Annotated in this window: 20 protein-coding genes and 1 riboswitch; of the genes, 8 read left to right on the top strand and 12 right to left on the bottom strand. The window is 74.5% G+C overall.

What is annotated here, in order from left to right:
* Nucleotides 1-6: 6 nt before the first annotated feature.
* Nucleotides 7-1,263 (bottom strand): FUSC family protein, encoded by a 1,257-nt coding sequence (locus EV374_RS27070; protein ID WP_486485990.1) that lies wholly within the window; start codon nucleotides 1,261-1,263, stop codon nucleotides 7-9.
* Nucleotides 1,264-1,337: 74 nt separating this feature from the next.
* Here EV374_RS27070 and EV374_RS27065 point away from each other — a divergent pair, with 74 nt between their 5' ends.
* Nucleotides 1,338-1,973, top strand: coding sequence for an HD domain-containing protein (locus EV374_RS27065; protein ID WP_132239982.1), 636 nt, complete (start codon nucleotides 1,338-1,340; stop codon nucleotides 1,971-1,973).
* A gap of 3 nt (nucleotides 1,974-1,976) precedes the next feature.
* Here the strand turns inward: EV374_RS27065 and EV374_RS27060 are convergent, their stop codons facing one another.
* Nucleotides 1,977-2,357 carry a DUF4031 domain-containing protein gene (locus tag EV374_RS27060; protein ID WP_486485987.1) on the bottom strand — a complete coding sequence of 127 codons (381 nt, stop codon included), beginning with the start codon at nucleotides 2,355-2,357 and terminating at the stop codon, nucleotides 1,977-1,979.
* A 68-nt stretch (nucleotides 2,358-2,425) separates the two neighbouring features.
* Between EV374_RS27060 and EV374_RS27055 the strand changes: the two genes are divergently transcribed.
* Nucleotides 2,426-3,826 (top strand): FAD-linked oxidase C-terminal domain-containing protein, encoded by a 1,401-nt coding sequence (locus EV374_RS27055; protein ID WP_132239981.1) that lies wholly within the window; start codon nucleotides 2,426-2,428, stop codon nucleotides 3,824-3,826.
* A 78-nt stretch (nucleotides 3,827-3,904) separates the two neighbouring features.
* On the opposite strand, the gene EV374_RS27050 is transcribed toward EV374_RS27055, so the two are convergent.
* Nucleotides 3,905-4,435, bottom strand: coding sequence for a hypothetical protein (locus tag EV374_RS27050; RefSeq protein ID WP_132239980.1), 531 nt, complete (start codon nucleotides 4,433-4,435; stop codon nucleotides 3,905-3,907).
* Nucleotides 4,436-4,523: 88 nt separating this feature from the next.
* Complete coding sequence (locus EV374_RS27045; RefSeq protein ID WP_132239999.1) at nucleotides 4,524-6,341, bottom strand: glycerol-3-phosphate dehydrogenase/oxidase; 1,818 nt, start codon at nucleotides 6,339-6,341, stop codon at nucleotides 4,524-4,526.
* 78 nt (nucleotides 6,342-6,419) lie between these two features.
* Here EV374_RS27045 and EV374_RS27040 point away from each other — a divergent pair, with 78 nt between their 5' ends.
* Entirely contained in the window at nucleotides 6,420-8,975 is a 2,556-nt protein-coding gene (locus EV374_RS27040) for a S8 family serine peptidase (protein WP_132239979.1), read from the top strand.
* 16 nt (nucleotides 8,976-8,991) lie between these two features.
* Here the strand turns inward: EV374_RS27040 and EV374_RS27035 are convergent, their stop codons facing one another.
* Nucleotides 8,992-9,582, bottom strand: coding sequence for a dienelactone hydrolase family protein (locus EV374_RS27035; protein WP_132239978.1), 591 nt, complete (start codon nucleotides 9,580-9,582; stop codon nucleotides 8,992-8,994).
* Nucleotides 9,583-9,645: 63 nt separating this feature from the next.
* Between EV374_RS27035 and EV374_RS27030 the strand changes: the two genes are divergently transcribed.
* From EV374_RS27030 to EV374_RS27020, 3 genes are all read left to right on the top strand, one after another.
* Nucleotides 9,646-10,239 carry a winged helix-turn-helix domain-containing protein gene (locus EV374_RS27030; protein ID WP_132239977.1) on the top strand — a complete coding sequence of 198 codons (594 nt, stop codon included), beginning with the start codon at nucleotides 9,646-9,648 and terminating at the stop codon, nucleotides 10,237-10,239.
* Between the two features lie 33 nt (nucleotides 10,240-10,272).
* Nucleotides 10,273-11,202 carry a GNAT family N-acetyltransferase gene (locus EV374_RS27025; RefSeq protein WP_132239976.1) on the top strand — a complete coding sequence of 310 codons (930 nt, stop codon included), beginning with the start codon at nucleotides 10,273-10,275 and terminating at the stop codon, nucleotides 11,200-11,202.
* 91 nt (nucleotides 11,203-11,293) lie between these two features.
* Complete coding sequence (locus EV374_RS27020) at nucleotides 11,294-11,491, top strand: hypothetical protein (RefSeq protein WP_132239975.1); 198 nt, start codon at nucleotides 11,294-11,296, stop codon at nucleotides 11,489-11,491.
* Between the two features lie 59 nt (nucleotides 11,492-11,550).
* Here EV374_RS27020 and groL read toward each other — a convergent pair whose 3' ends face one another.
* The 3 genes from groL to EV374_RS27005 form a co-directional block, all read right to left on the bottom strand.
* Nucleotides 11,551-13,173, bottom strand: coding sequence for a chaperonin GroEL (gene groL / locus EV374_RS27015; RefSeq protein WP_132239974.1), 1,623 nt, complete (start codon nucleotides 13,171-13,173; stop codon nucleotides 11,551-11,553).
* A 274-nt stretch (nucleotides 13,174-13,447) separates the two neighbouring features.
* Nucleotides 13,448-14,596, bottom strand: coding sequence for a DUF3824 domain-containing protein (locus EV374_RS27010; RefSeq protein ID WP_132239973.1), 1,149 nt, complete (start codon nucleotides 14,594-14,596; stop codon nucleotides 13,448-13,450).
* 206 nt (nucleotides 14,597-14,802) lie between these two features.
* On the bottom strand, nucleotides 14,803-15,006 hold the full coding sequence (locus EV374_RS27005) for a cold-shock protein (RefSeq protein WP_121400069.1): 204 nt from the start codon (nucleotides 15,004-15,006) through the stop codon (nucleotides 14,803-14,805).
* A gap of 210 nt (nucleotides 15,007-15,216) precedes the next feature.
* On the opposite strand from EV374_RS27005, the gene EV374_RS27000 reads away from it, so the two are divergent.
* Complete coding sequence (locus EV374_RS27000; protein ID WP_132239972.1) at nucleotides 15,217-15,750, top strand: GNAT family N-acetyltransferase; 534 nt, start codon at nucleotides 15,217-15,219, stop codon at nucleotides 15,748-15,750.
* An 83-nt stretch (nucleotides 15,751-15,833) separates the two neighbouring features.
* On the opposite strand, the gene paaN is transcribed toward EV374_RS27000, so the two are convergent.
* From paaN to EV374_RS26980, 4 genes are all read right to left on the bottom strand, one after another.
* Nucleotides 15,834-17,507, bottom strand: a complete 1,674-nt coding sequence (gene paaN, locus EV374_RS26995) for a phenylacetic acid degradation protein PaaN (RefSeq protein ID WP_207914592.1) — start codon at nucleotides 17,505-17,507, stop codon at nucleotides 15,834-15,836.
* A 52-nt stretch (nucleotides 17,508-17,559) separates the two neighbouring features.
* A complete protein-coding gene (locus EV374_RS26990) occupies nucleotides 17,560-18,579 on the bottom strand; it encodes a GNAT family N-acetyltransferase (protein ID WP_132239970.1) in 1,020 nt (339 codons plus the stop codon).
* Between the two features lie 319 nt (nucleotides 18,580-18,898).
* Entirely contained in the window at nucleotides 18,899-20,185 is a 1,287-nt protein-coding gene (thrC, locus tag EV374_RS26985; protein ID WP_132239969.1) for a threonine synthase, read from the bottom strand.
* A 10-nt stretch (nucleotides 20,186-20,195) separates the two neighbouring features.
* Nucleotides 20,196-20,331, bottom strand: a riboswitch (SAM riboswitch).
* Nucleotides 20,332-20,451: 120 nt separating this feature from the next.
* Nucleotides 20,452-20,880 (bottom strand): DoxX family protein, encoded by a 429-nt coding sequence (locus EV374_RS26980; protein WP_132239968.1) that lies wholly within the window; start codon nucleotides 20,878-20,880, stop codon nucleotides 20,452-20,454.
* Nucleotides 20,881-21,041: 161 nt separating this feature from the next.
* Here EV374_RS26980 and EV374_RS26975 point away from each other — a divergent pair, with 161 nt between their 5' ends.
* Nucleotides 21,042-21,791: a hypothetical protein gene (locus EV374_RS26975; protein ID WP_132239967.1), complete on the top strand. Its 750-nt coding sequence runs from the start codon at nucleotides 21,042-21,044 to the stop codon at nucleotides 21,789-21,791.
* The last annotated feature ends 31 nt before the right edge of the window (nucleotides 21,792-21,822 follow it).

Raw genomic sequence — 21,822 nt, 5'->3', positions numbered from 1 at the left:
TGCGGGTCAGCCGAGCGGCGGGGCGGCGGGCGGCTTCGGGGCATCGTCCCGCTCCCCCTCGCCGCCCGGCCGGTCCTGGTCGCCGAAGGACTGCCGGACTCCGCGGTTCGCGTCCTCCTGGCTGATGCCGGAGGCCACCATCAGGTCGCTGGCGGTGGTCCGCACCTGCGCGATCACCACGCTGCCGGAGAAGCCGACCCCGTCGGCGTACGCCCGGCCGGCCTCGCTGACCGCGCGCAGCGCCCGCTCCCGGGCCTGCTCCGGCTCCTCGCCGACGGCGAACTCGTGCTTGAGCAGGCGTACCGACTCGGCGAGATGCGCCACCGCGTCCGGCATCGTCTCCGGGATGGGCTCCTCGTCCTCGATCAGGGTCACCGCGCGCCGGGTCAGCGTGCCGGCGTTGCGCATCGCCCGGTCGATCGGGTCGGCGGCCTCGGCGTAGTGGGTGAGCTCGTCCCGCCGGTGCCACCGGGCCGGTGAGAGCGTGGCGGTCTCCTTCGCCCCCTCGATGGCCTCGGTGAAGGCGGTCAGCTCCTCCTGGTTGTTGCGGAGCCGGTCCAGAGCCCGCTGGGCCTTGTCCCGGTCCCGTTCCCGCAGGGCGTCCGCGGCCATGTCGAGCTGGGCGGCGAGCAGGTCCAGGGCTGGCCGGGCGGCCCGGTTGATGACCCGCAGCGGATTGAGCGGCAGCAGGACGGCGGTAACCAGCAGCGCGATGCCGCCGCCGATGAACGCGTCGATGAACCGGGGGATCTCCAGGTTCTCGGTCGACGGGCTGAGCGTGACGATCAGCACCGCTGTGGCCGCCGCCTGGATGACGATGGCCACGCTGGCGCCCGCGAAGATGGTCAGCATGATGGCCAGGGTGACCACCAGCCCGAGCTGCCACGGGCCGGTGCCGAGCAGGTAGATGAGGAAGTCGCCGACGGCGACCCCGATGGCCACTCCGACGATCAACTCGACCGTGCGGCGGAACCGCTGGCCGACCGAGGCGGCGAGGGTGCCGACCGCGGAGATCGGCGCGAAGACCGGCTGCGGGTTGCCGAGCAGCTCGTGCGCCGCCAGCCAGGACAGTCCGGCGGCGAGGCCGGCCTGCACGGCGAGGCCCATCGCCATCCGCAGCCGGTGCAGGCGGTCGTGCAGGGTGGTCTTGCTGCGGTGCCGCAACGTCTTCACGGCCTGGGCGACCCGGGCCGCGTCGAGTTCCTTGCCCCGGTCGCGCAGTATGGCGCGTCGCACCAGTGAGGGTCGACGGTCCCGGGCCACGGCCATGGCGGGGACTACCCGTGCCGCGCCGGGTGAATCCTCGCCGACGACGGCGGTAGGGCAGACTCGGCCGGGTGGTCGACCTTCTCGACCGGTGGCGGGCCGCGGCCCGGGGCGCCGGAGCGACCGACGCGGCGGAACTGACCCGGGTCGGCGAGGACCTGCTGGCCCGCTGGCGGGAGCCGCACCGGCACTACCACGACGCCGACCACCTGACGGCCGTCCTCGACGTGGTCGACGCCCACGCGCCGGCCGCCGGGCGGCCGGACCTGGTGCGCCTCGCGGCCTGGTGCCACGACGCCGTCTACGACCCGCGCGCCGGGGGCGACGCCAACGAGCGCGACAGCGCGGCGCTCGCCGGGACACTGCTCACCCGGGCGGGCCTGCCGGCCGACGCCGTGGCCGAGGTGCGCCGGCTGGTGCTGCTCACCGCCGGGCACGCCGTGGAGCCGGGCGACGCCGACGGTGCGCTGCTCTGCGACGCCGACCTCGCCGTCCTGGCGGCGCCACCCGAGGCGTACGACCGCTACGCAGCGGCGATCCGACGGGAGTACGCGCACGTGCCCGAGCCCGACTTCCGGACGGGCCGGGCCCGGGTGCTCGCCGGCCTGCTCGCCCTGCCGGCGCTGTTCCGGCTGCCGCCCCTGGCCCGCCGCTGGGAGCCCCGGGCCCGCGCCAACCTGACCCGCGAACTCTCCACCCTCCACTGACCCCTAACCTCCCGCACCCCCTTCCGCGCCCCCTTCCGTGTCGATCATGGAGTTGTGGTGGGCGGTAAGCGCTGCTTCGTGCCTTTTGCGGGGCACCACAACTGCATGATCGACGCGGGGTGGGCGGGCCAGGTGCTTGGGGCGGCGTAGGCCGGCCTCGCGGAGCAGGCGCACCAGCTCCCGGCTCGGCACCACCCGGGCGCCCAGCCAGACCGCCATCGCGAACCGGTCGGCCGGGATGTCGTAGTGGTCCCGGTCGAACCCCCGGCGGGGCGCGCCCAGCATCTCGGCGAAGGCGTGCAGCTCGGCGGGGGAGACGTCGCTGATCAGGTGGGACCAGAGCCGCCCCCGCCACGGCCAGGCGGGCCGGTCCAGGTAGAGCATGCCGGCCAAGGTACCCCGCACCGGGGACCGGTTGGTGATCGCGCGGGACCGACCGTAGCCTCGGCGACATGGCCGGATCCCCCCTCCTCGACGACCTGCGGGCGGCGCTCGGCGACGACGCGGTCCTGACCGACCCGGACCTGTTGCGGATGCACGAGCGGGACGAGGCCGACCTCTGCGCCGCCGGCACGCCCCTGGTCGTGGTCCGTCCCCGCACCACCGCACAGGTGGCCGCCGCGCTGCGGGCGGCGGCGCGGCACGGCGTACCGGTGGTGCCGCAGGGGGCGCGCACGGGGCTGGCCGGCGCGGCGAACGCGGTCGACGGCGCGGTGGTGATCAGCATGGTCGCGATGGACGCCGTGCTGGAGATCGACCCGGTGAGCCGGATCGCCGTGGTGCAGCCCGGCGTGGTCAACGCGACGCTCGCCGCCGCCGTGGCGAAGCAGGGGCTGTGGTACCCGCCCGACCCGGGCTCGTGGGAGTCGTCCACGATCGGCGGGAACGTCGCCACCAACGCCGGCGGCATGTGCTGCGTCAAGTACGGCGTCACCACGGAGTACGTGCTGGGCCTGGAGGTGGTGCTCGCCTCCGGCGAGGTGCTGCGCACCGGTCGGCGTACCGCCAAGGGGGTGGCGGGGTACGACCTCACCCGGCTCTTCGTCGGCTCCGAGGGCACGCTCGGGGTGATCACGGAGGTGACGGTGGCGCTGCGGCCCGCCCCGGCGGAGTCGCTGACCATGGTGGCGGTCTTCCCGTCCACCGCCGCCGCCGGCGCGGCCGTGGCCGAGATCGCCGCTCGAGGGCTCTCCCCCAGCCTGCTGGAGCTGCTCGACCGGACGCACCTGCGGGCGATCGAGGCGTACCGTCCGATGGGGCTGCGGACGGACGCCCAGGCACTGCTGCTGGCCGCCGCCGACACCGGCCCCCGCGCGGCCGACGACCTGGCCGGCCTGGCCGCGGTCTGCGAGGCGGCCGGCGCCGACGAGGTCTACGCGGCCACCGACGCCGTGGAGGCGGCGGCCCTGTTGCAGGCGCGCCGGCTCGCACACCCGGCGATGGAGAAGTTCGCGGCGGAGACCTACCCGGGCGGCAACGGCGGCCTGGTCATCGACGACGTGGCGGTCCCCCGGGGCGCGTTGGCGGCGCTGCTCGACGGGGTGGCCCGGATCGCGGTGGAGTGTGACGTGCCGATCGGCGTGGTCGGCCACGCCGGCGACGGCAACATACACCCGAACATCGTGGTGGACCGGGCCGACCCGGCGAGCCTCGAACGCGGCCGGCGTGCGTTCGACGAGATCATGCGCCTCGGCCTGGACCTGGGCGGCACCTGCACCGGCGAGCACGGCGTGGGCCTGCTCAAGCGCGACTGGCTGGCCCGCGAGATCGGCCCGGTGAGCCTGCGGGTACACCAGGCGATCAAGGCCGCCCTGGACCCGGCCGGCCTGCTCAACCCCGGCAAGGTCCTCTGACGGGCCCGGCGCGACGGCCCTCCGCCGGCCGCGGTCCGGACGCCGGTCCCGGGCGGGCCTCCGCCGCGGGCCCGGCCGTCAGGCGGTCATCTCGGCCGGGGTGGCCTGGGTGAGCAGCAGCAGGATCTCGTTGGCGATGGGCGGGTGCTCCTCGCCCGGGCAGTCCTGCGACGTGACCAGGCCGGTCGAGGTGAGCAGGCTGGAGGTCAGCGCGTCGATGCAGGTGACCTGGTAGCACCGGACCTGGTCGGTCTCCTTCGCCAGCCCCGGGTCGGCGAGCAGCTCCTGGAGCCGGGCGACGTGTTCCGGGCCGAGCACGCCGGTCGACGTCACGCCGTCGCCGGCGCAGTCGACACACTCCCACCTGCCGTCCGGTTCCACCTTGAGCGTGCGCAGCGGGCCGTCCGTGCCGACCCGCTGGAGGAGGCTGACCTCGCCCCTTCCGGCGGTCGCCGCCCCGCCGGGCCCCGGCTGCGACAGGCCGGTGCCGGCCGGACCCGGCGCGGGGCCGTCGTCGGCGTTTCCGGGCAGCGAGCAGCCGGCGAGGGTGGCGGCCAGCAGGGCGGCGACGGACGCGCGGACCGGACGCAACCGGGAAGCGGAGGGCACGGGCCGGAACCTATCCCACCCCGGGTGAGGGCCGTAACCGCTCTCCGGGGTGGGGCGGGTGAATGTAGGGGTGACCGGGGCCGGGCCGTCAGCGGGACGAGGACGGCAGTTCGGCCTGGTCGTCGTCCGCGCCGCGGTCCGCCGCGAAGCCCCGTACGTCGGGCGCGCCGAGCCGGGCGGCGTCGGCCGTGGCGTCGTCGGGCATCAGCTGGGACTCGCGTTCCGCCTCCACCCGGGCGCGGTAGTGCTCCACCTCGCGGGCCCGGGTGGCCTCGTCCCAGCCGAGCACCGCGCCCATCAGCTCGGCCGCGTGGCCCGCCGACTCCAGGCCCCGGTGCGCCGTCTCGAAGGAGATCCGGGTCCGCCGGGTGAGCACGTCCTCCAGGTGCAGCGCCCCCTCGGCCCGGGCCGCGTACGCCACCTCGGCGGCCAGGTACTCCGGTGCGCCGGCCAGCGGGGACGCCAGCAGCGGGTCCGCGTCGATCAGCGCGAGCAGGTCGCGGGTGAGGGTGCCGTAGCGCTCCAGCAGGTGCTCGACCACCCCGACCGGCATCCCGTGCCGGCGGGCGAGGTCCGCCCGGTCCCGCCACGTCGCCGGGTAGCCGTCGGCGCCGAGCAGCGGCAGGTCGGCGGTGCGGGAGGGGCGTACGGCGCCGAGCCGGTGGGCGGCCCGGTCGACCACGTCGGAGGCCATCACCCGGTACGTCGTGTACTTGCCGCCGGCGACCAGCAGCAGCCCGAGCATCGGCTCGAAGACGGCGTGCTCGCGGGACAGCTTGGAGGTGGAGTCGGCCTCGCCGGCCAGCAGCGGCCGCAGCCCGGCGTAGACGCCCTCGATGTCGGCCGTCGTGAGCGGCCGGTCGAGCACCTTGTTGACCTGCTCCAGCAGGTATGCGATGTCCCGGGCGGAGGCCGCCGGGTGGGACCGGTCCAGCCGCCAGTCGGTGTCGGTGGTGCCGATGATCCAGTGCCCGCCCCACGGGATGACGAAGAGCACGCTGGTGGCCGTACGCAGGATCAGCCCGGCCTCGCCGGTGATCGCCGAGCGGGGCACCACCAGGTGCACGCCCTTGGAGGCCCGGACGCGGATGCCGGGGCGCAGCCCGACGTCGTTCAGCATCCGCGACATGTCGTCGCTCCACACGCCGGTGGCGGCGATGACGGTGCGGGCGCGTACCTCGAACTCGGCGTCCGGGGAGCCGGGCGGTGCCTCCAGGTCGCGGACCCGGACGCCGGTGACCTCGCGGGCCTGCCGGATGAGCCCGACCGCCCGGGTGCTGTTCACCACGGTCGCGCCGAGGCTGGCCGCCGTGCGGGCCAGGGTCACCACCAGCCGCGCGTCGTCGACCTGCCCGTCGTAGTAGCGGATCGCGCCGGCCACCGCGTCGGCGCGCAGGCTGGGGAAGACGCGGCGGGTGCCCTCGCGGGTCAGGTGGCGGTGCAGCGGCATGCCGCGCCCGCCGCCGAAGACCCCGGCGAAGGCGTCGTACGCCGCGACGCCGGCACCGTAGTAGGAGCGGCGCAACACCCGGGCCGGCAGGCCGCGTACGCCCTGCCCGTCGGGCAGCGGGACCAGGATGGGCACCGGCCGGACCAGGTGCGGGGCCAGCCGGGTGGCGAGCAGCCCGCGCTCGGTGAGCGCCTCGTGCACCAGGTGGAACTCCAGTTGCTCCAGGTAGCGCAGGCCCCCGTGGATGAGCTTGCTGGAGCGGCTGGAGGTGCCGGCGGCGTAGTCGCGCGCCTCCACCAGTGCCACCTTCAGCCCCCGCGAGGCGGCGTCCAGGGCGGCACCCGCCCCGGTCGCGCCACCGCCGATGACCAGCACGTCGAAGCGTTCGGAGCGCAGGCGGCGCAGGTCGGCGGCCCGGCGCTCGGGGGAGAGCTGGCCGGCCGTCGTTCGGGACACGTTGGGGTCACGCACCCGTCCACGGTAACCGCCGCCGCCACCCGGCGGGACAGCCCGTCCGCGCCGTACTGTCGCAGGATGGAGGTCGGCCCCCCGTTCCCCGCTGGTCATCCCGTTCCGAGGCCGTCGGCCACGCCGGGCCCGCCGAGCCCCTGGGCGGTGGTGGCGGCGGCGGTGACCGGCTGCTGGACGGTCGGGCTCGTCGTCGTCGGCCAGCTCGGCGGCTGGCTGGCCGATCAGGTCCTGCTGGCCTCCGGGCTGGACCGCGTGGTCTGGCTCTGGCCGGCGACGGTGCTGTTCACCGTGCTGCTGGTCGGGGCGCCCGCGCTGACGCTGGCCCTGCTGCCCCGCTCGGCGGCGGTCCGCACCACCGGCCGGACCTGGCTGGCGGCGGCGCTCGCGCTCGGCGCGCTGGGACTGCTCCGGGCGATGCCGCCGGTGCACCACGAGGCGTACCTCGCCGCGCTGGCCGCCACGGCCGGCCTGGCCGCCCTCGTCCTGCGGGCGCTTACCCGCCGCGCGGCGCTCGCGACCCCCCGGGTGCCCGCCTCGGCCGCCCCGCGCCGGGCGCCCGCGTCGGCCGTCACGCTGCTCGGGGTGGCCGGCGGGCTGGCGCTGCTGCTGCCCTGGGCCTGGCTGGGCGCCCTCGGTGGGCTGCTGGAGACGGTGCTCGCCGGGGTCGCCGCCGCCGGGCTGGGCGTGCTGGCCGGGGCGCTGCTGGACGACGCCTTCTGGTCCCGCTTCACCGTCGACGAACCGCCCCGGCCGACCCGGTTGGTGCTGGTCGGCGGGCTGGTCGCCGGGGTCGCGCTGCTGCTGCTCGCCGCCGGGGTCGGCCAGTCCGGGGCCCAGCTTCCCCTGCTGCTGACCCTGCCGCCGGCCGGCTTCGCGCTGGCGGCCCTGCACGCGGCGGCCCGCCGCCCGGCCCAGGCCGGCCCGCCGGACGCCGCCTCCGTCGGCTCCTTGGATGCCGCTCCGGCCGGCCCCTCGGGCCCGCTCCCGGCCGGGCCCGCCAGCGCCGACGGCCGGGAGCCGGCCGGGCGACCGGGGACGGGCGCCCTGCGTCCCGCGGCCCGTTGGCTGGTGGGGCTCGGCGTGCTCGGCCCGCTGGCCTTCACCGATCCCGAGGAGATCACCCTCCTCCTGGCCAGCACCCGCGACGTGCCGTTCTGGGTGGCCGTCGCCGCCGGCGCCGGGCTCGCCGTCGCGGCCGTCCTCGCCGTGACGTACGGCGTGCTGCTGGGCCGGGGCCGGCGGCCGAGCCGGCGGGTGGCCGGGGTGACCGCCGCCGCGCTGCTGCTGGCGGTCGGCGGGGTGGCCGTCGGCGCGGGGCAGCCCGGCCTGCACGGCGAGCGGCTGTTCGTGGTGCTGCGCGAGCAGGCCGACCTCGCTGGCGTCCCGGCGACGACCGGTCGGGCCGGCCGGGACGCCCGGGTCACCGAGGTCCACCGGCGGCTGGTCGCGACCGCCGAGCGGACCCAGGCCGACCTGCGCCGGGACCTGCGCCGGCTGCGGCTCGACCACACCCCCTACTACCTCGTCAACGCCGTCGAGGTGGACGGCGGGCCGGCGGTACGGGCCTGGCTGTCGCGCCGGCCCGAGGTCGCCCGGGTGCTGGTCAGCCAGCGGGTGCGACCGCTGCCCGCGCCGGCCGGCCGCAGTCGCGGCACCGCGCCCGCGCCCGCCGGCCCCGAGTGGAACGTCCGGATGCTCGGTGCGGACCGGGTCTGGTCCCAGCTCGGGGTGGACGGCTCCGGGATCGTGGTGGGCAGCTCGGACTCGGGCGTGGACGGCGGGCATCCCGCGCTGGCGGGCGGCTTCCGGGGCGGCGACGACTCCTGGCACGACCCGTGGAACGGCACCCGGGCGCCGACCGACCAGGGCGGGCACGGCACCCACACGACGGGCAGCGCGGTGGGCCGGGGCGGCATCGGGGTCGCCCCGGGCGCCCGGTGGGCCGGCTGCGTCAACCTGGACCGCAACCTCGGCAACCCCGCGTACTACCTGGACTGCCTCCAGTTCATGCTGGCGCCCTTCCCGGCGGGCGGGGACCCGTTCACCGACGGGCGCCCGGCGCGCGCGCCGGACGTCCTCACCAACTCGTGGGGCTGCCCGGCGCTCGAGGGCTGCGACCCGGGCGTGCTCGGGCCGGCCACCGCCGCCCTGGACGCCGCCGGCGTCATGGTGGTGGCCGCGGCCGGCAACACCGGGCCGTACTGCCGCTCGATCGACGACCCGCCCGCCCCGTACGCGGACGTGCTGACCGTGGGCGCGGTGGACCGGCAGCGCAAGGTCACCCTGTTCTCGTCGCGGGGGCCGGTGCCGGGGGCGGCCAAGCCGGACCTGGTCGCGCCGGGCGACGAGGTGCTGTCGGCGATGCCGGGCGGCGGGTACGCCGTCCTGAGCGGCACCTCGATGGCGACGCCGCAGGTGGCCGGCGTGGTGGCGCTGATGTGGTCGGCCAACCCGGCGCTGGTCGGCGACCTGCCCCGCACCCGGCAGATCCTGCGGGACACCGCGACCCCGGCCGTGACCACGTACGCGTCGGCCACGCAGACCTGCGGGGGTGACCGGAACATCACCGGCGCCGGCCTGGTCGACGCGTACGCCGCCGTGCAAGCGGCGCGGGGGTGAGGGGCGGAGCGCCGGATCATCCCAGCCGGTCGAGGAACTCCCGCGAGCGCCGCAGCACCAGTGCCGTGGCCTCCGCGTCGTACGACGGCAGCGTGCTGTCGGTGAACAGGTGCTGCTCGCCCGGGTAGACGAACAGCTCGCCGAGGTCGGGGCCGACGATGCCGACCAGCTCGCGGGCGGCTTCGATGTCGCCCTCCAGGGCGAAGAACGGGTCGGCGTCCATGCCGTGGATCTGCACCGGGACCCCGGCGGGCCAGGGACCGACGGCCCATTCGCCGGTGACGGGCAGGCAGGATTCGTAGAGCAGCGCGCCACGGGCGCCGGGCCGGGTCTGGGCGAGCCGCTGGGCGGTGGCGGCGCCCCAGGAGAAGCCCGCGTACACCAGCCCGTCGGGCAGCTCGGCCACGGCCCGGTCGGCGCGCTCGCGCAGCACCTCGCGCCCGATGCGTTTCGTGAGCGCGAAGCCCTCGTCGAGGGTCGCCGGGCGTTCACCGTCGAACAGGTCGGGGGTGTGCACGGTGTGCCCGCCCGCCCGCAACTGTTCGGCGAACTCGCGCAGCCCGTCGGTGAGCCCGAGCAGATGGTGGAACAGGACCACGTCGGCCATCTCTACACTCCTGTCAACAGACGACAACGATCGAATGATCCATGATTCTAGAACGGTCGATAAATGTCGAGCAATGAGCGGATCCCGGACTACGACCTCGACGACCTGCTCGTGGTCACCGCGCCCGCGCAGCTTCGCGCGCTGGCCGATCCCCTGCGCGCCACCCTCCTGGAGCTGCTCCTGGAGCGGGCCGCCACGGTGACCGAGCTGGCCCGGGCGGTCGACCGGCCGAAGAGCAGCGTCGCCTACCACGTGACCGCGCTCGTCGACGCCGGCCTGCTCCGTGTGGTGCGGACCCGGCGGGTGCGGGCGATCGACGAGCGGTACTACGGCCGGGTCGCCCGCACGCTCTACATCGGCGCACTCACCCGTCCCGAGGACAGACAGGTCGCGACCGCCGTCAACGGGCTCGCGGAGGCCGTCGCCGAATCCGCCGCCGCCCACGCCGCCGACGACCTGCGCTGCACCCTCGTGCACGCCCGCATCCCGATCGAGGAGGTACGCGCGTTCTGGGCCGAGGTGCAGGCGCTGGCCCGCCGCTTCGCCCAGATCCCCCGGTCCGGCGACCAGGTGTACGGGTTCGTCGCCGGCCTCTACCCCACCGACGCGCCGACCCTTCCGGAGCCCGACCCAGGCGCTGACAGGGGCTCTGCTTAACAGCAGCGCTCCGGTGACCTAGGGTCGGCGTCCATGGACCTGAAGATCGTCGAGCTGGGGCCCGACCGGCGGCCCGCCGTGGTGGAGCTCTGCGGGCGGGCACTGGACCTGCCGGAGGACGCGGCCGAGGCGCCGGCCATCGTGGACACTCTCTGGGCGCGGGCCGCCGCCCACCGCCCGGTGTTCGCGTGGGGCGCGCACCGGCAGGGGCGCCTCGTCGGTGTGCTCATCGGCTCCCTCGCCGCCGGCGCCGGCGACGCCCGTGGTCACGTCGACCTGGTCGCGGTGGCGCCGGAGGAGCGGCGACGCGGTGTCGGGAGGGCCCTGCTGGCGACCGCCGAGGCGCGGCTCGCCGAGCTCGGCGCGGTGGAGGTGCTGCTCGCCGGCAATCCGCCGCACTACGCCTGGCCCGGGATCGACGTGCGCTACACCCCGGCGGTCTGCGCCGCGCTGGCGCTCGGCTACCGGCAGGACCGGACGGCGTGGAACATGACCGCCGACCTGTCGTACGACGGCTCGCCCGCGCTGCGCCCGACGGAGCCGGCGGAGGCGCGGCTGGCCGGACAGGGCGTCACGGTCCGCCGCGCCGAGGCGAATGACCTGCCGGCGCTGGGGGAGTTCGCCCGCGCCACCTTCGGCGGGGCCTGGGACGCCGAACTGGCCGGCTCGGTGGACCGGGAGGGGGCGGGCTGCCACCTGGCCGAGCGCGACGGCGAGGTGCTCGGCTTCGCCGCGTACGGGTCGTCGCGGCCGAGCTGGTTCGGCCCGATGGGCACCGCCCCGGCGGCCGAGGGCTCGGGGATCGGCGGGGTGCTGCTGCGCCGCTGCCTGCGCGAGCAACGGGCGGCGGGCGTGACGGCGGCGCAGATCGGCTGGGTCGGGCCGGTCCCGTTCTACTCGGGCAGCGCGGGTGCCCGGATCGAGCGCGCCTTCTTCCTGTACCGCAGGACGCTCGGGGACTGACAACCGGGCGAACAGGATATAGACCCTCATAACGCCATTCGCCCGCATTGGTGATCGTCGCGCCCTACCGTTTCCGGTAGAGGAGGCAGCCATGACCACGGACGACGAACGCCCCGGCCCGTTGCCGTTCGACCGGCTCGACTACGGCGACGCCGAGCAGCAGGCGGAGATGGCCGGCGTCGACGAGCCGGCCGACGAGCCGGTGACACTGGTCGACGAGCCGGTGCAGATCCCGCAGCCGTACGACCGGTCGCAGAAGAGACGCAACCAACGGCCACTGCCGACGTGACAGCGCAAGGGGCGGACCGCTGACGCGGCCCGCCCCTCATGGCGTTGGTGGAGCTGGACTCAGAAGTCCATGTCCCCGCCACCCGGACCAGCCGGGGCGGCCGGGGTCTTCTCCGGCTTGTCCGCCACGACGGCCTCGGTGGTGAGGAAGAGCGCCGCGATCGACGAGGCGTTCTGCAGCGCCGAGCGGGTCACCTTGGCCGGGTCGATGATGCCCGCGGCCAGCAGGTCGACGTACTCGCCGTTGGCGGCGTTGAGGCCGTGACCCGGGTTGAGGTTGCGGACGTGCTCGACGACCACGCCACCCTCGAGACCGGCGTTGACGGCGATCTGCCGCAGCGGGGCGTCCAGCGCGATCTTGACGATCTGCGCGCCGGTCGCCTCGTCGCCGACCAGGTCCAGCTTGTCGAAGGCGGTCTTGCCGGCCTGCACCAGCGCGACGCCACCACCCGGGACGATGCCCTCCTCGACGGCGGCCTTCGCGTTGCGGACGGCGTCCTCGATGCGGTGCTTGCGCTCCTTCAGCTCGACCTCGGTGGCCGCGCCGACCTTGATCACCGCGACGCCGCCGGCCAGCTTGGCCAGCCGCTCCTGCAGCTTCTCGCGGTCGTAGTCGGAGTCGCTCTTGTCGATCTCGGCCCGGATCTGGTTGACCCGGCCCTGGATCTGCTCGGCGTCGCCGGCACCGTCGACGATGGTGGTCTCGTCCTTGGTCACCACGACCTTGCGGGCGCGGCCCAGCATGTCGAGGCCGACGGCGTCCAGCTTGAGGCCGACCTCCTCACTGATGACCTGGCCACCGGTGAGGATGGCGATGTCGGCCAGCATGGCCTTGCGGCGGTCACCGAAGCCCGGCGCCTTGACGGCGACGGACTTGAAGGTGCCCCGGACCTTGTTGACGACCAGGGTCGCCAGGGCCTCGCCCTCGATGTCCTCGGCGATGATCAGCAGCGGCTTGCCCGACTGCATGACCTTCTCCAGGATCGGGAGCAGGTCCTTCACCGACGAGATCTTGCTGTTGACGATCAGGAGGTAGGGGTCGTCGAAGACGGCCTCCATGCGCTCCGGGTCGGTCATGAAGTAGGCCGAGATGTAGCCCTTGTCGAAGCGCATACCCTCGGTGAGCTCCAGCTCCAGCCCGAAGGTGTTGCTCTCCTCGACGGTGATGACGCCTTCCTTGCCCACCTTGTCCATCGCCTCGGCGATGATCTCGCCGACGCTGGTGTCACCGGCGGAGATGGAGGCGGTGGAGGCGATCTGCTCCTTGGTCTCGACGTCCTTGGCGAGCTTGAGCAGCTCCTCCGAGACGCTGGCCACGGCGGCCTCGATGCCCCGCTTCAGGGCCATCGGGTTGGCACCGGCGGCCACGTTGCGCAGGCCCTCGCGGACCAGGGCCTGGGCCAGGACGGTCGCCGTCGTCGTGCCGTCACCGGCGACGTCGTCGGTCTTCTTCGCGACCTCCTTGACCAGCTCGGCGCCGATCTTCTCGTAGGGGTCCTCGAGCTCGATCTCCTTGGCGATGCTCACACCATCGTTGGTGATGGTGGGGGCACCCCACTTCTTCTCGAGGACGACGTTGCGGCCCTTGGGGCCGAGGGTCACCTTCACGGCGTCGGCGAGCTGGTTCATGCCCCGCTCGAGGCCGCGGCGCGCCTCTTCGTCGAACGCGATCATCTTGGCCATACGGCGTTGTCCTCCTGGACACTCACGGGCCACCCGGAGTGTGTGTCCCGGATGGGCCGCCTGGTGTACGCACCTTGGGACGTCGCCACCTGGCGACGACGACGTCTCCTCGGCCGGGCCGGATAGCCCGCGACGACCGGCCATGTGCCGCAGCCGCGTCTGGACGCCGCTACGACCGTGGCCCTACCGCCCCGACCATTGGCACTCACGGTATGCGAGTGCCAATGACTTGTTTAGCACTCTCCCCTGCCGAGTGCAAGCACGATGGGCCCGGTCAGCCGAGTTCGCTGGCGAGCCGCGCGCTGTCCACCGGCCCCTCGTGGGCGCGCTGCTCGGCGTACGTGACGACCAGGCCGACCAGCTGGGCGAGGTGGGTCGGCAGGGCCAGCACCGCACCCACCAGCGTCACCACGAGCACGCCGACCGCCGTGCCGGGCGACTCCAGCGGGGTGGTGCCGAACGGCAGCGTGCCGATGCCCTCCACCATGCCGGCGGCCCCGCTGCCGACGATCACCGCCGCCGCCACCAGCGCCACCCGGCCGAGCAGCAGACCGAGCCGGTCGTGGAACATGCGGAAGGAACGGCCGATCGGGTGCTGCCGCTCGAACAGGTAGACCGGGCCGGCCATGCTCAGCGCGAAGGCGAAGTAGATGCCGGGGATCACGCAGAGGCAGACCCCGAGCCCGATGATCACGCTCATCAGCAGGGTCCAGCCCCAGAGGCCCAGCGCCCGGCGCACCCCATAGGAGAGGGCGGCGCCCACGCTCACCGGTTGACCGGACGCCTGCCGGGTGACCACCCAGGTGCCGGCGGCCCAGCCGAGGCTCTGCACGAAGCCGAAGATGAGGGCGCCGCCCAGCACCACGGACAGCAGGACGACCGTGTCGGTCAGGAAGGTGTCGGGCAGCGCCGCCGGGTCGCCGGCCATCGACTCCTCCCACTTGGCGCTCGGGTCGACGACCAGCGAGAGCATCGACACCACCAGGGCCGGCAGCGCCTGGGTGAGCAGCAGGATCGGCAGCAGCAGCCGCCAGCCCCGGCGCACCGCGCCGACGCACCGGCCGAACCAGCCGTTGACGCCCGCGCCGGGCGGGGTGACGAGCAGGTCGGCCGGGTCGAGGCCGTGCCCCGGCGGGTACCACCCGTGGACCGGCTGCCCGGGGTACGCGACCGGGGCGCCCGGTTGCCCGGGATACGCGACCGGGGCGCCCGGTTGCCCGGGATACGCGACCGGGGCGCCCGGGTACCACGGCTGCCCGCCGTACGGGCCGGAGCCGACCGGGTACCCGCCGGTGGGCGGGAAGACCCAGTCCTGCGGCTGTTGCGGGCCCGTCGGCGCAGCACCGCCCGGGCCGACGGGGGGCGTCGCGGAGGGGTCGGGATCTCCCGGGGGCGGCGCGGCCTGGGGTGGCTGGTCGGACATGAACCCTCCTCAGCGATGGCTGGAACGGCTCACGATCCTCCCCTGCCGACGCAACCGCGCCGAAGCCCGCCCCCGTGGAGCAGATCGGCCGACAGCCCGCCCCCGTGGAGCGGACCGGCCGACGACCGCCCGGGCCACCCCCGGCCGGTGCCCCACGACCGGTGGTCGGGAGGGCGGTCGGCGCGGGGGCGCGGGAGGGACGCCCGTCAGGCGATGACGCGCACGCGCTCGGCCTGGGGGCCCTTCTGGCCCTGGGCGATCTCGAACTCGACCCGCTGGCCGTCGTCCAACGCCTTGTAGCCGTCCATCTCGATCGCCGAGAAGTGGACGAAGACGTCCTGCCCGCCGTCGACGGCGATGAAGCCGTAGCCCTTTTCGGAGTTGAACCACTTCACGGTGCCCTCTGCCACGGTGCACTTCCTCACTCTGCGCGGCGTTCCACGACCCCGGAGGCCGGGCGGGCCGGCACCGGAGGACCACCGGCTCGGCGATCGACGAGGGCCGCTGAAACGGTGACCGAAATCGCACGCTACACGAAGCGTGACGACGGCGCACGACCACAAATCGGACATACGCCGATCGACTGCCATCGGCCGTCATCGCTGTGATAGGCATTCGGCATGACGAGCACGCCCGACGGTCCGGGGCCGACGCGGCGGGCCGAGATCCGGCGGGTCCGCCCCCCGGACGCTGCTCGGATGCGGGCGCTGCGGCTGGAGATGCTCGCCGACGCCCCGCTGGCCTTCCTGGAGACCCTCGCCGACGCGGCGGCCCGGTCGCACGCCGACTACGCGGCCAGGATCGCGTCCGTCTCCGTCGGGGCGGGCACCGCCCAGTTCGTCGCGGACCCGGGCGGCCGGCTCGTCGGGCACGCCGGCGGCACGGTGGCCCCCGGGGAGCCGGGGCTGACCGTGGTGTACGCCGTCTACGTCACCCCGCCCTGGCGGGGCACGGGCCTCCTCGGCGAACTCGTCGACGCGGTCGCGGCCTGGTCCCGCGCCTGCGGGCGCCCCGAGCTGATGCTGGAGGTCGTGGTCGGCAACGACCGGGCCTACCGGGCGTACCGGCGGCTGGGCTTCGTCGACACCGGCGTACGCGTGCCGCACCCCACGGTCCCGGCGCTCACCGAGCTCCAGATGCGCCGCCCGGCCTGACCCGCGCCGGCGACCCGCTCCGCCAGGACCGGGTCGGCTGCCCGGAGCGGCCCGTGCGGGGCCGACCCGGGCAGCCGGAAACGTCAGGCGTGCCGGCGGGACTGCACGATGCGGAACCGGTTGGCCACGTAGGCGCCGTCGGTGAGCGCCGAGTTGGCCGCCGCGTTGGCGCCGCTGCCGTGGAAGTCGGAGAAGGCCGCCGACTGGTTCACGAAGACCCCGCCGGTCAGGTTGCAGGACAGGTGCACCCCGACCTCGATCGCCGCGGCCTCGGCCGCGTCGAGGACCGCCTCGTCGGTGGAGTAGACCGCCGCGGTGAGCGCGCCCTTCTCGCCGACCGTGGCGCGCAGGATCTCCAGGCTGTGCGCGGTGGAGTCCGTGGCGATGGCGAACGAGATCGGCCCGAACCACTCCTTCGAGTAGGTCGCGGTGTCGTCGGCCGCCAGCCTGACCACCGTCGGGGTGCGGACCACCGCGTCGGGGAAGGCCGGGTGCTCGACCGTACGCGACTCCAGCACCGCCTCGCCGACCTTGGTGACCTCGTCGAGGCGCTCCAGCACCCCGTCGTTGACGATCGCGCCGGTCATCTCCACCCCGCGCGCCGGGTCGGCGGTGACCTTGGCGACCGCCGCGGCGATCCCGCCCGCCACCTCGTCGAAGCTCTTGTGCCCCTGGTCGGTCTCGATGCCGTTGCCGGGGATGAGGATGTTCTGCGACGTGGTGCACATCTGGCCGCTGTAGAGGGTCAGGGTGAAGCCGAGGTTGCGGCACATCCCGGCGAAGTCGTCGGTGGAGTCGATCACCACCGTGTTCAGCCCGGCCTTCTCGGTGTAGACCGCCGCCTGCCGGGCGTTGGCCTCCAGCCAGTCGCCGTACTCGGTGGAACCGGTGAAGTCGATGATCTTCACGGCCGGGTGCAGGGCCAGCGTGGAGGCGAGCTTCTCCCCGGGGGCCTCGGGGGCGAGCAGCACCAGGTTCGGGTCGAAGCCGGCCTCGGCGAGCACCTCCCGGGCGTACTTCACCGTGATGGCCAGCGGCAGCACCGCGCGCGGGTGCGGCTTGACGACGACCGGGTTGCCGGTGACCAGCGAGGCGAACAGCCCCGGGTACGAGTTCCAGGTCGGGAAGGTGTTGCAGCCGATCACCAGCGCGACGCCGCGGGGCACCACGTGGAACGTCTTCGTCATCCGCAGCGGGTCGCCCTTGCCGGCCGCCTTCTCCCAGCCCGCCGTCCCCGGGTGCCGGGTCATCTCCGCGTACGCGTAGGCGACCGCCTCCAGCGCGCGGTCCAGCGCGTGCGCGCCGCCGGCCTGGAAGGCCATCACGAAGGCCTGGCCGCTGGTGAACTGCACCGCGTTGGCCAGCTCGAAGATGTGCTTGTGCAGCCGGTCGAGGATCTCCAGGCAGACCCCCACCCGGGCCTGCGGGCCGGCGTCGCGCCAGCCGGGCAGGGCGGCGGAGGCGGCGGCGACCAGCTCGTCGGCGCCGGCGTGCGGGTAGCGGACGTTCAGCTCGACGCCGAACGGGCTGCTCTCGGTGGCGACCCGGTCGGCCGCGCCCGGCTGGTCGAGGGGGAAGTCACCGCCGAGGTACGCCTCGAAGGCGGCCTTGCCGTCGGCGGCGGCGGTCTCGCCGTAGACCCGGGGGCTGGGCGACTCGGGATAGGCGGACCAGTACCCGCGCTCCGTGATCGCGGTCAGCGCCCGGTTGAGGGTGTCGGCGTGCCTGTCGTACAGGGGGTGCGGGGTCTCCGTCATGCCCGCCATCATGCAACAGGAACCCCTCAGATCAGTAGGGGCCTGTCACAACTCAGATGGTGAGCTGCCAGTCGGTCCACCCGTCGACGGGCCGGAACCCGAGCTGCTCGTTGATCCGCACCATGTGGGCGTTCTGCGCCGCGTTGAAGGTGTCGATCGCGCGTACCGCCGGCTCGTGGGCCAACAGGTGGCGCAGGTTCTCGACCTTGGTGAGCAGGCCGAGGCGACGGCCGCGGTGCTCCGGGTCGACGATGGTGATCTGCTGGAACGCGTGCCAGTCGGCCGACGCCCCGACGTCGAGCAGGGTCCAGGCGACCACCCGGCCGGACGCCTCGTGGCGCACCGCCGTGTGGTAGCGCCGCCGCCCCCGCGCCCGCAGTGCCCGCTCGATGCCGCGGACGCGTTCGACGTCGATCCGCTCCGGCTCCCACTCCACGTCGCCCAGGGGCGCATCGGTCATCAGCCGGCCGTCGAGGTAGGCGATGTCGGCGACGTACTCCTGCGGGGTGTCTCCCTGCCAGCGCACGACGTCGTAGCCGGCGGCCCGGCTCCGGGCGTCGGCCAGCGCGGCGGCCAGGCCGTCGTGGTCGAGCCGGGTGGTGTCGAGCCGGCGGCGGACCTCGGCCAGCGCCGGCCGGGCGCCGGTCGACGCGGCGAAGGCGGCGGCGGCCCCGGAGCGGGCCGGGCCGCCGGGAAGCGCGGAGACCGCCATGGCCACCACCCGCTTGCGACCCCGCTCCCGCAGGAGGCGTACGGCGTGCTCGTGCAGCGCGCGGCCGACGCCGCGACGCCGGCGCTCCGGGTGCACGACCAGTTCGGCCGTGGCGTTCTCGGTGTTGTCGAGCTGCGGCAGGTCCACCGCGAGGTAGCCGGCCGGCACGCCGTCGAGCCGGGCCAGCGCCCAGAGCGGCTCGTTGCCCGGCATCGGGTGCCGGATCGCCGCCTCGAAGCGCCGCCGGCAGAAGGGCGGAAAGTCCGGCAGGTCGGCCTCGTTGGCCGCCGCGCCGATCTGGTACGCCTCGTCAACGGCGGCCTGGTCGGCGGCGTCGAGCGGCGCGATCGCGATGCTCATCGGCTGAGGGTGCGCCACCTGACGACGATCGGGCCAGCGAATTATCGCTGGCCCGATCGGAAGTTGGTCGGGAGGGACGCTCGCACAACGCCTCCGGCGTTGGGTCGCAAGAACTGAAAGTCTCCGGCGAAACGCCCTCCCGCACGGAGCATCTTGCGCCGTCCGGTTCCTGCCGTCAAGTCCTTGTCGGCGCGTTTTCCGCACTCACAGCGAAAACCCAGTTACGCCGCGAATCCCCCGCCCTCCTGCCCGCGACCCCCTCGACGCGCCAGCTCCCGGCCCTCTGGAGGGGCGGGGAAGACCGGGGTGCGGACGCGGGTCAGCCGAGGAGGCCGGCGTCGCGGGCGGCGCGGAGCGAGGGCTTGATGCGGTGGGTGGGGCCGACCTCGCCGGCCACCGCGTCAAGGGTCTTGAGGCCCTCGCCGGTGTTGAAGACGACGGTCTCGGCGGTCGGGTCGAGGCGGCCGGACTCGACCAGCTTGCGCAGCACGGCCACCGTCACCCCGCCGGCCGTCTCGGCGAAGACGCCGGTGGTCCGGGCCAGCAGCCGGATGCCGGCGCGGATCTCGTCGTCGTCGACGTACTCCATCCAACCCCCGGTGCGGCGCACCGCCTCCAGCGCGTAGATGCCGGCGGCCGGGTCGCCGATGTTGAGGGACTTGGCGATGCCGGTCGGCTTGACGGGCGTGATGGTGTCGGTGTCGGCGTGCAGGGCGGTGGCGATGGGGTTGCAGCCGGCCGACTGCGCGCCGAACACCTTCCAGCCGCCGGCCGGCGCCTCGACCAGGCCGATCTCGACCAGCTCGGCGAACGCCTTGTCGATCTTGGTGAGCAGCTCGCCGGAGGCCATCGGGATCACCACCTGCGCGGGGATCCGCCAGCCGAGCTGCTCGGCGACCTCGTAACCGAGCGTCTTCGAGCCCTCGGCGTAGTAGGGGCGCACGTTCACGTTGACGAACGCGGTGTCCTCGAACTCGTCCGTCTCCACCAACTCGCCGCAGAGCCGGTTCACGTCGTCGTACGAGCCGTCGATGGCGACCAGCTCGCCGCCGTAGACGGCGGTGGTGATGACCTTGCCCTGCTCCAGGTCGCCGGGGATGAAGACCACCGACGGCGCGCCGGCCCGGGCCGCGTGCGCGGCGACGGAGTTGGCCAGGTTTCCGGTGGAGGCGCAGGCGTAGCGGCTGAAGCCGAGCGCGCGGGCGGCGGTCAACGCCACCGAGACGACCCGGTCCTTGAACGAGTGGGTCGGGTTGGCGCTGTCGTCCTTGACCCAGAGCGGGGCCGTGATGCCCAGCTCGGCGGCGAGGTGCGGGGCGGCCACCAGCGGGGTGAAACCGGGGTCGAGGGTGACCCGGGTGGCCGGGTCCTGGCCGGCGGGCAGCAGCGCCGCGTACCGCCAGATGTTCTGCGGGCCCGCCTCGATCTGCTCCCGGGTGACCGTCGCGAGCGCGGCGGCGTCGTAGTCGACCTCCAGCGGGCCGAAACACTCGTAGCAGGCGTGCTGGGCGGCGAGCGGGTAGCGCGCCGAACAGGCGCGGCAGACCAGGGCGCGGGCGGGGCTGGCGGTGGTGTCGATGCCGGAGGGGGCGAACGTCGACGTCATGTCGCGGTTCCTCTCATCTTTCCCCGCATCGCACCCTGCGGCGGGGACGGAATTGGCACCTGCCCCGCCGGTCGCTCTGCGATGAGCGCGCGGGGTGGTTGCCGGGGCGTCGTCGGGCCGTATCCCTCAGCCCCTCTGGATGAGGTATGCAGTTGTGCCGTCGAGTCTAAGCACCGACGCCGCCCGGATCACCGGGAGATCCCACGCTGTGAGCGATCCCGCAGTCGCCGTCGGGCGACCGGCGGGCCTTCTTCGACGGTACGGATTCAGGCGGTCACCGAGCGGGAGTCGGCGGGGCGTCGGGCCCGCAGCGCGGTGTCGACCGCCCACGCGCCGGGGCCGAACACGGCGATCAGCAGGAACGACCAGCAGAACAGGACGGCCAGCTCACCGCCGTTGCGCAGCGGGAGCAGCGCGTCGGGCTGGTGCACCACGAAGTACGCGTAGGCCATCGAGCCGGACGCCAGCAGGGCCGCCACCCGGGTCAACAGCCCGACGAGCACCAGCCCGCCGCAGACCGCCTGGATCAGCGCGGCCCACCACCCCGGCCACTCGCCGAGCGGAACCGCCTCGCCGGTGCCCCGGCTGCCACCGAGGACCCCGAGCAGTGAGGCCAGGCCGTGGCAGAGGAAGAGCAGGCCGACGACGGCACGGAACAGGGACAGGGCCGGGCCGCCGATCCGGTCAGCGAGCATCAGGGCACCTCCGATGAGACGACGGGACGACACCAGAATGCCGACGCCCATTTGGCGATGTCGATGCATTCCCTCTTCGTGGGAACGCTCCCATGGCGCTGCGGGGTAGGCGTGGCGCGGGCCCGTTACGGTGCGGGCAGATCGACGGAAAGGAACGCGCGATGCGTCGCAAACTCGTCCCGGTGGTGGCGCTCTCCATGGCCTGCCTCCTGACGTTCACCACCGCCTGCTCCACGGGCAACCGCAAGAAGCGGAACCGGTCCGCCGACCGGACCGCCGGCACCGCCGCGAAGCGGGACGACGTCGACGCCACCCCGGCGACCGCCCGGGCGACCCCCACCCCGCGCCGCACCGGCGACCAGCTCACCTGCCTGGAACTGCGCGACACCCGGGTCGGCAGCCGGAAGGTCCGCTACCGCGGGTACGCCACCCCGCTCCGCCTCACCAACGGCCGGTGGGCCGACCGGGACGGCACGACGGTGCAGTTGCAGCGGCCGTGCGCCGTCGGCGACCTCGACGGCGACGGCGCGGGCGACGCGATCGGCGTGGTCGCGCTCGACGGCGGCGGCACCGGCCGTTTCTTCACCCTCGCCGCCTGGCGCAACGTCAGGGGCGAGCCGGACTACCAGGCCCAGGTCGACCTCGGCGACCGTACGCCGGTGGAGAGCGTCAGCGTGCGCGACGGCAGGGCGACGGTGGTCTACCTGACCCGGCCGGCGGGCGGCCCGATGGCGGAGTTGAGCATCCGGCGCACCGCCGTCTACCAGCTCAGGGGCGCGACGCTGGCCGAGCTGAGCCACACCGACGCCCGGGTGACCGACACGCCCGACGACGGGGACACCGCCGACTCGGGCACCACGCCGGACTCCCCCGACTCCCCCACCCGCAAGCGCAGGCCCCGTTCCCGCTGACGTCCCCGCGACCGGGCCGCCTCCGCCCGGG

It is taken from the genome of Micromonospora sp. CNZ303 (genome assembly GCF_004345505.1).
The sequence above is the reverse complement of the archived record's forward strand: the minus strand, read 5'-3'. Positions and strand labels throughout refer to the sequence as shown.

Coding starts and splice junctions, on each gene's coding strand:
- EV374_RS27055 (WP_132239981.1), top strand. CDS start 2,426: ATGGCCGGATCCCCCCTCCTCGACGACCTGCGGGCGGCGCTCGGCGAC.
- paaN (WP_207914592.1), bottom strand. CDS start 17,507: ATGACGGAGACCCCGCACCCCCTGTACGACAGGCACGCCGACACCCTC.
- EV374_RS27000 (WP_132239972.1), top strand. CDS start 15,217: ATGACGAGCACGCCCGACGGTCCGGGGCCGACGCGGCGGGCCGAGATC.
- groL (WP_132239974.1), bottom strand. CDS start 13,173: ATGGCCAAGATGATCGCGTTCGACGAAGAGGCGCGCCGCGGCCTCGAG.
- thrC (WP_132239969.1), bottom strand. CDS start 20,185: ATGACGTCGACGTTCGCCCCCTCCGGCATCGACACCACCGCCAGCCCC.
- EV374_RS27025 (WP_132239976.1), top strand. CDS start 10,273: ATGGACCTGAAGATCGTCGAGCTGGGGCCCGACCGGCGGCCCGCCGTG.
- EV374_RS27020 (WP_132239975.1), top strand. CDS start 11,294: ATGACCACGGACGACGAACGCCCCGGCCCGTTGCCGTTCGACCGGCTC.
- EV374_RS26990 (WP_132239970.1), bottom strand. CDS start 18,579: ATGAGCATCGCGATCGCGCCGCTCGACGCCGCCGACCAGGCCGCCGTT.
- EV374_RS27040 (WP_132239979.1), top strand. CDS start 6,420: ATGGAGGTCGGCCCCCCGTTCCCCGCTGGTCATCCCGTTCCGAGGCCG.
- EV374_RS27035 (WP_132239978.1), bottom strand. CDS start 9,582: ATGGCCGACGTGGTCCTGTTCCACCATCTGCTCGGGCTCACCGACGGG.
- EV374_RS27010 (WP_132239973.1), bottom strand. CDS start 14,596: ATGTCCGACCAGCCACCCCAGGCCGCGCCGCCCCCGGGAGATCCCGAC.
- EV374_RS27060 (WP_486485987.1), bottom strand. CDS start 2,357: ATGCTCTACCTGGACCGGCCCGCCTGGCCGTGGCGGGGGCGGCTCTGG.
- EV374_RS26975 (WP_132239967.1), top strand. CDS start 21,042: ATGCGTCGCAAACTCGTCCCGGTGGTGGCGCTCTCCATGGCCTGCCTC.
- EV374_RS26980 (WP_132239968.1), bottom strand. CDS start 20,880: ATGCTCGCTGACCGGATCGGCGGCCCGGCCCTGTCCCTGTTCCGTGCC.
- EV374_RS27030 (WP_132239977.1), top strand. CDS start 9,646: ATGTCGAGCAATGAGCGGATCCCGGACTACGACCTCGACGACCTGCTC.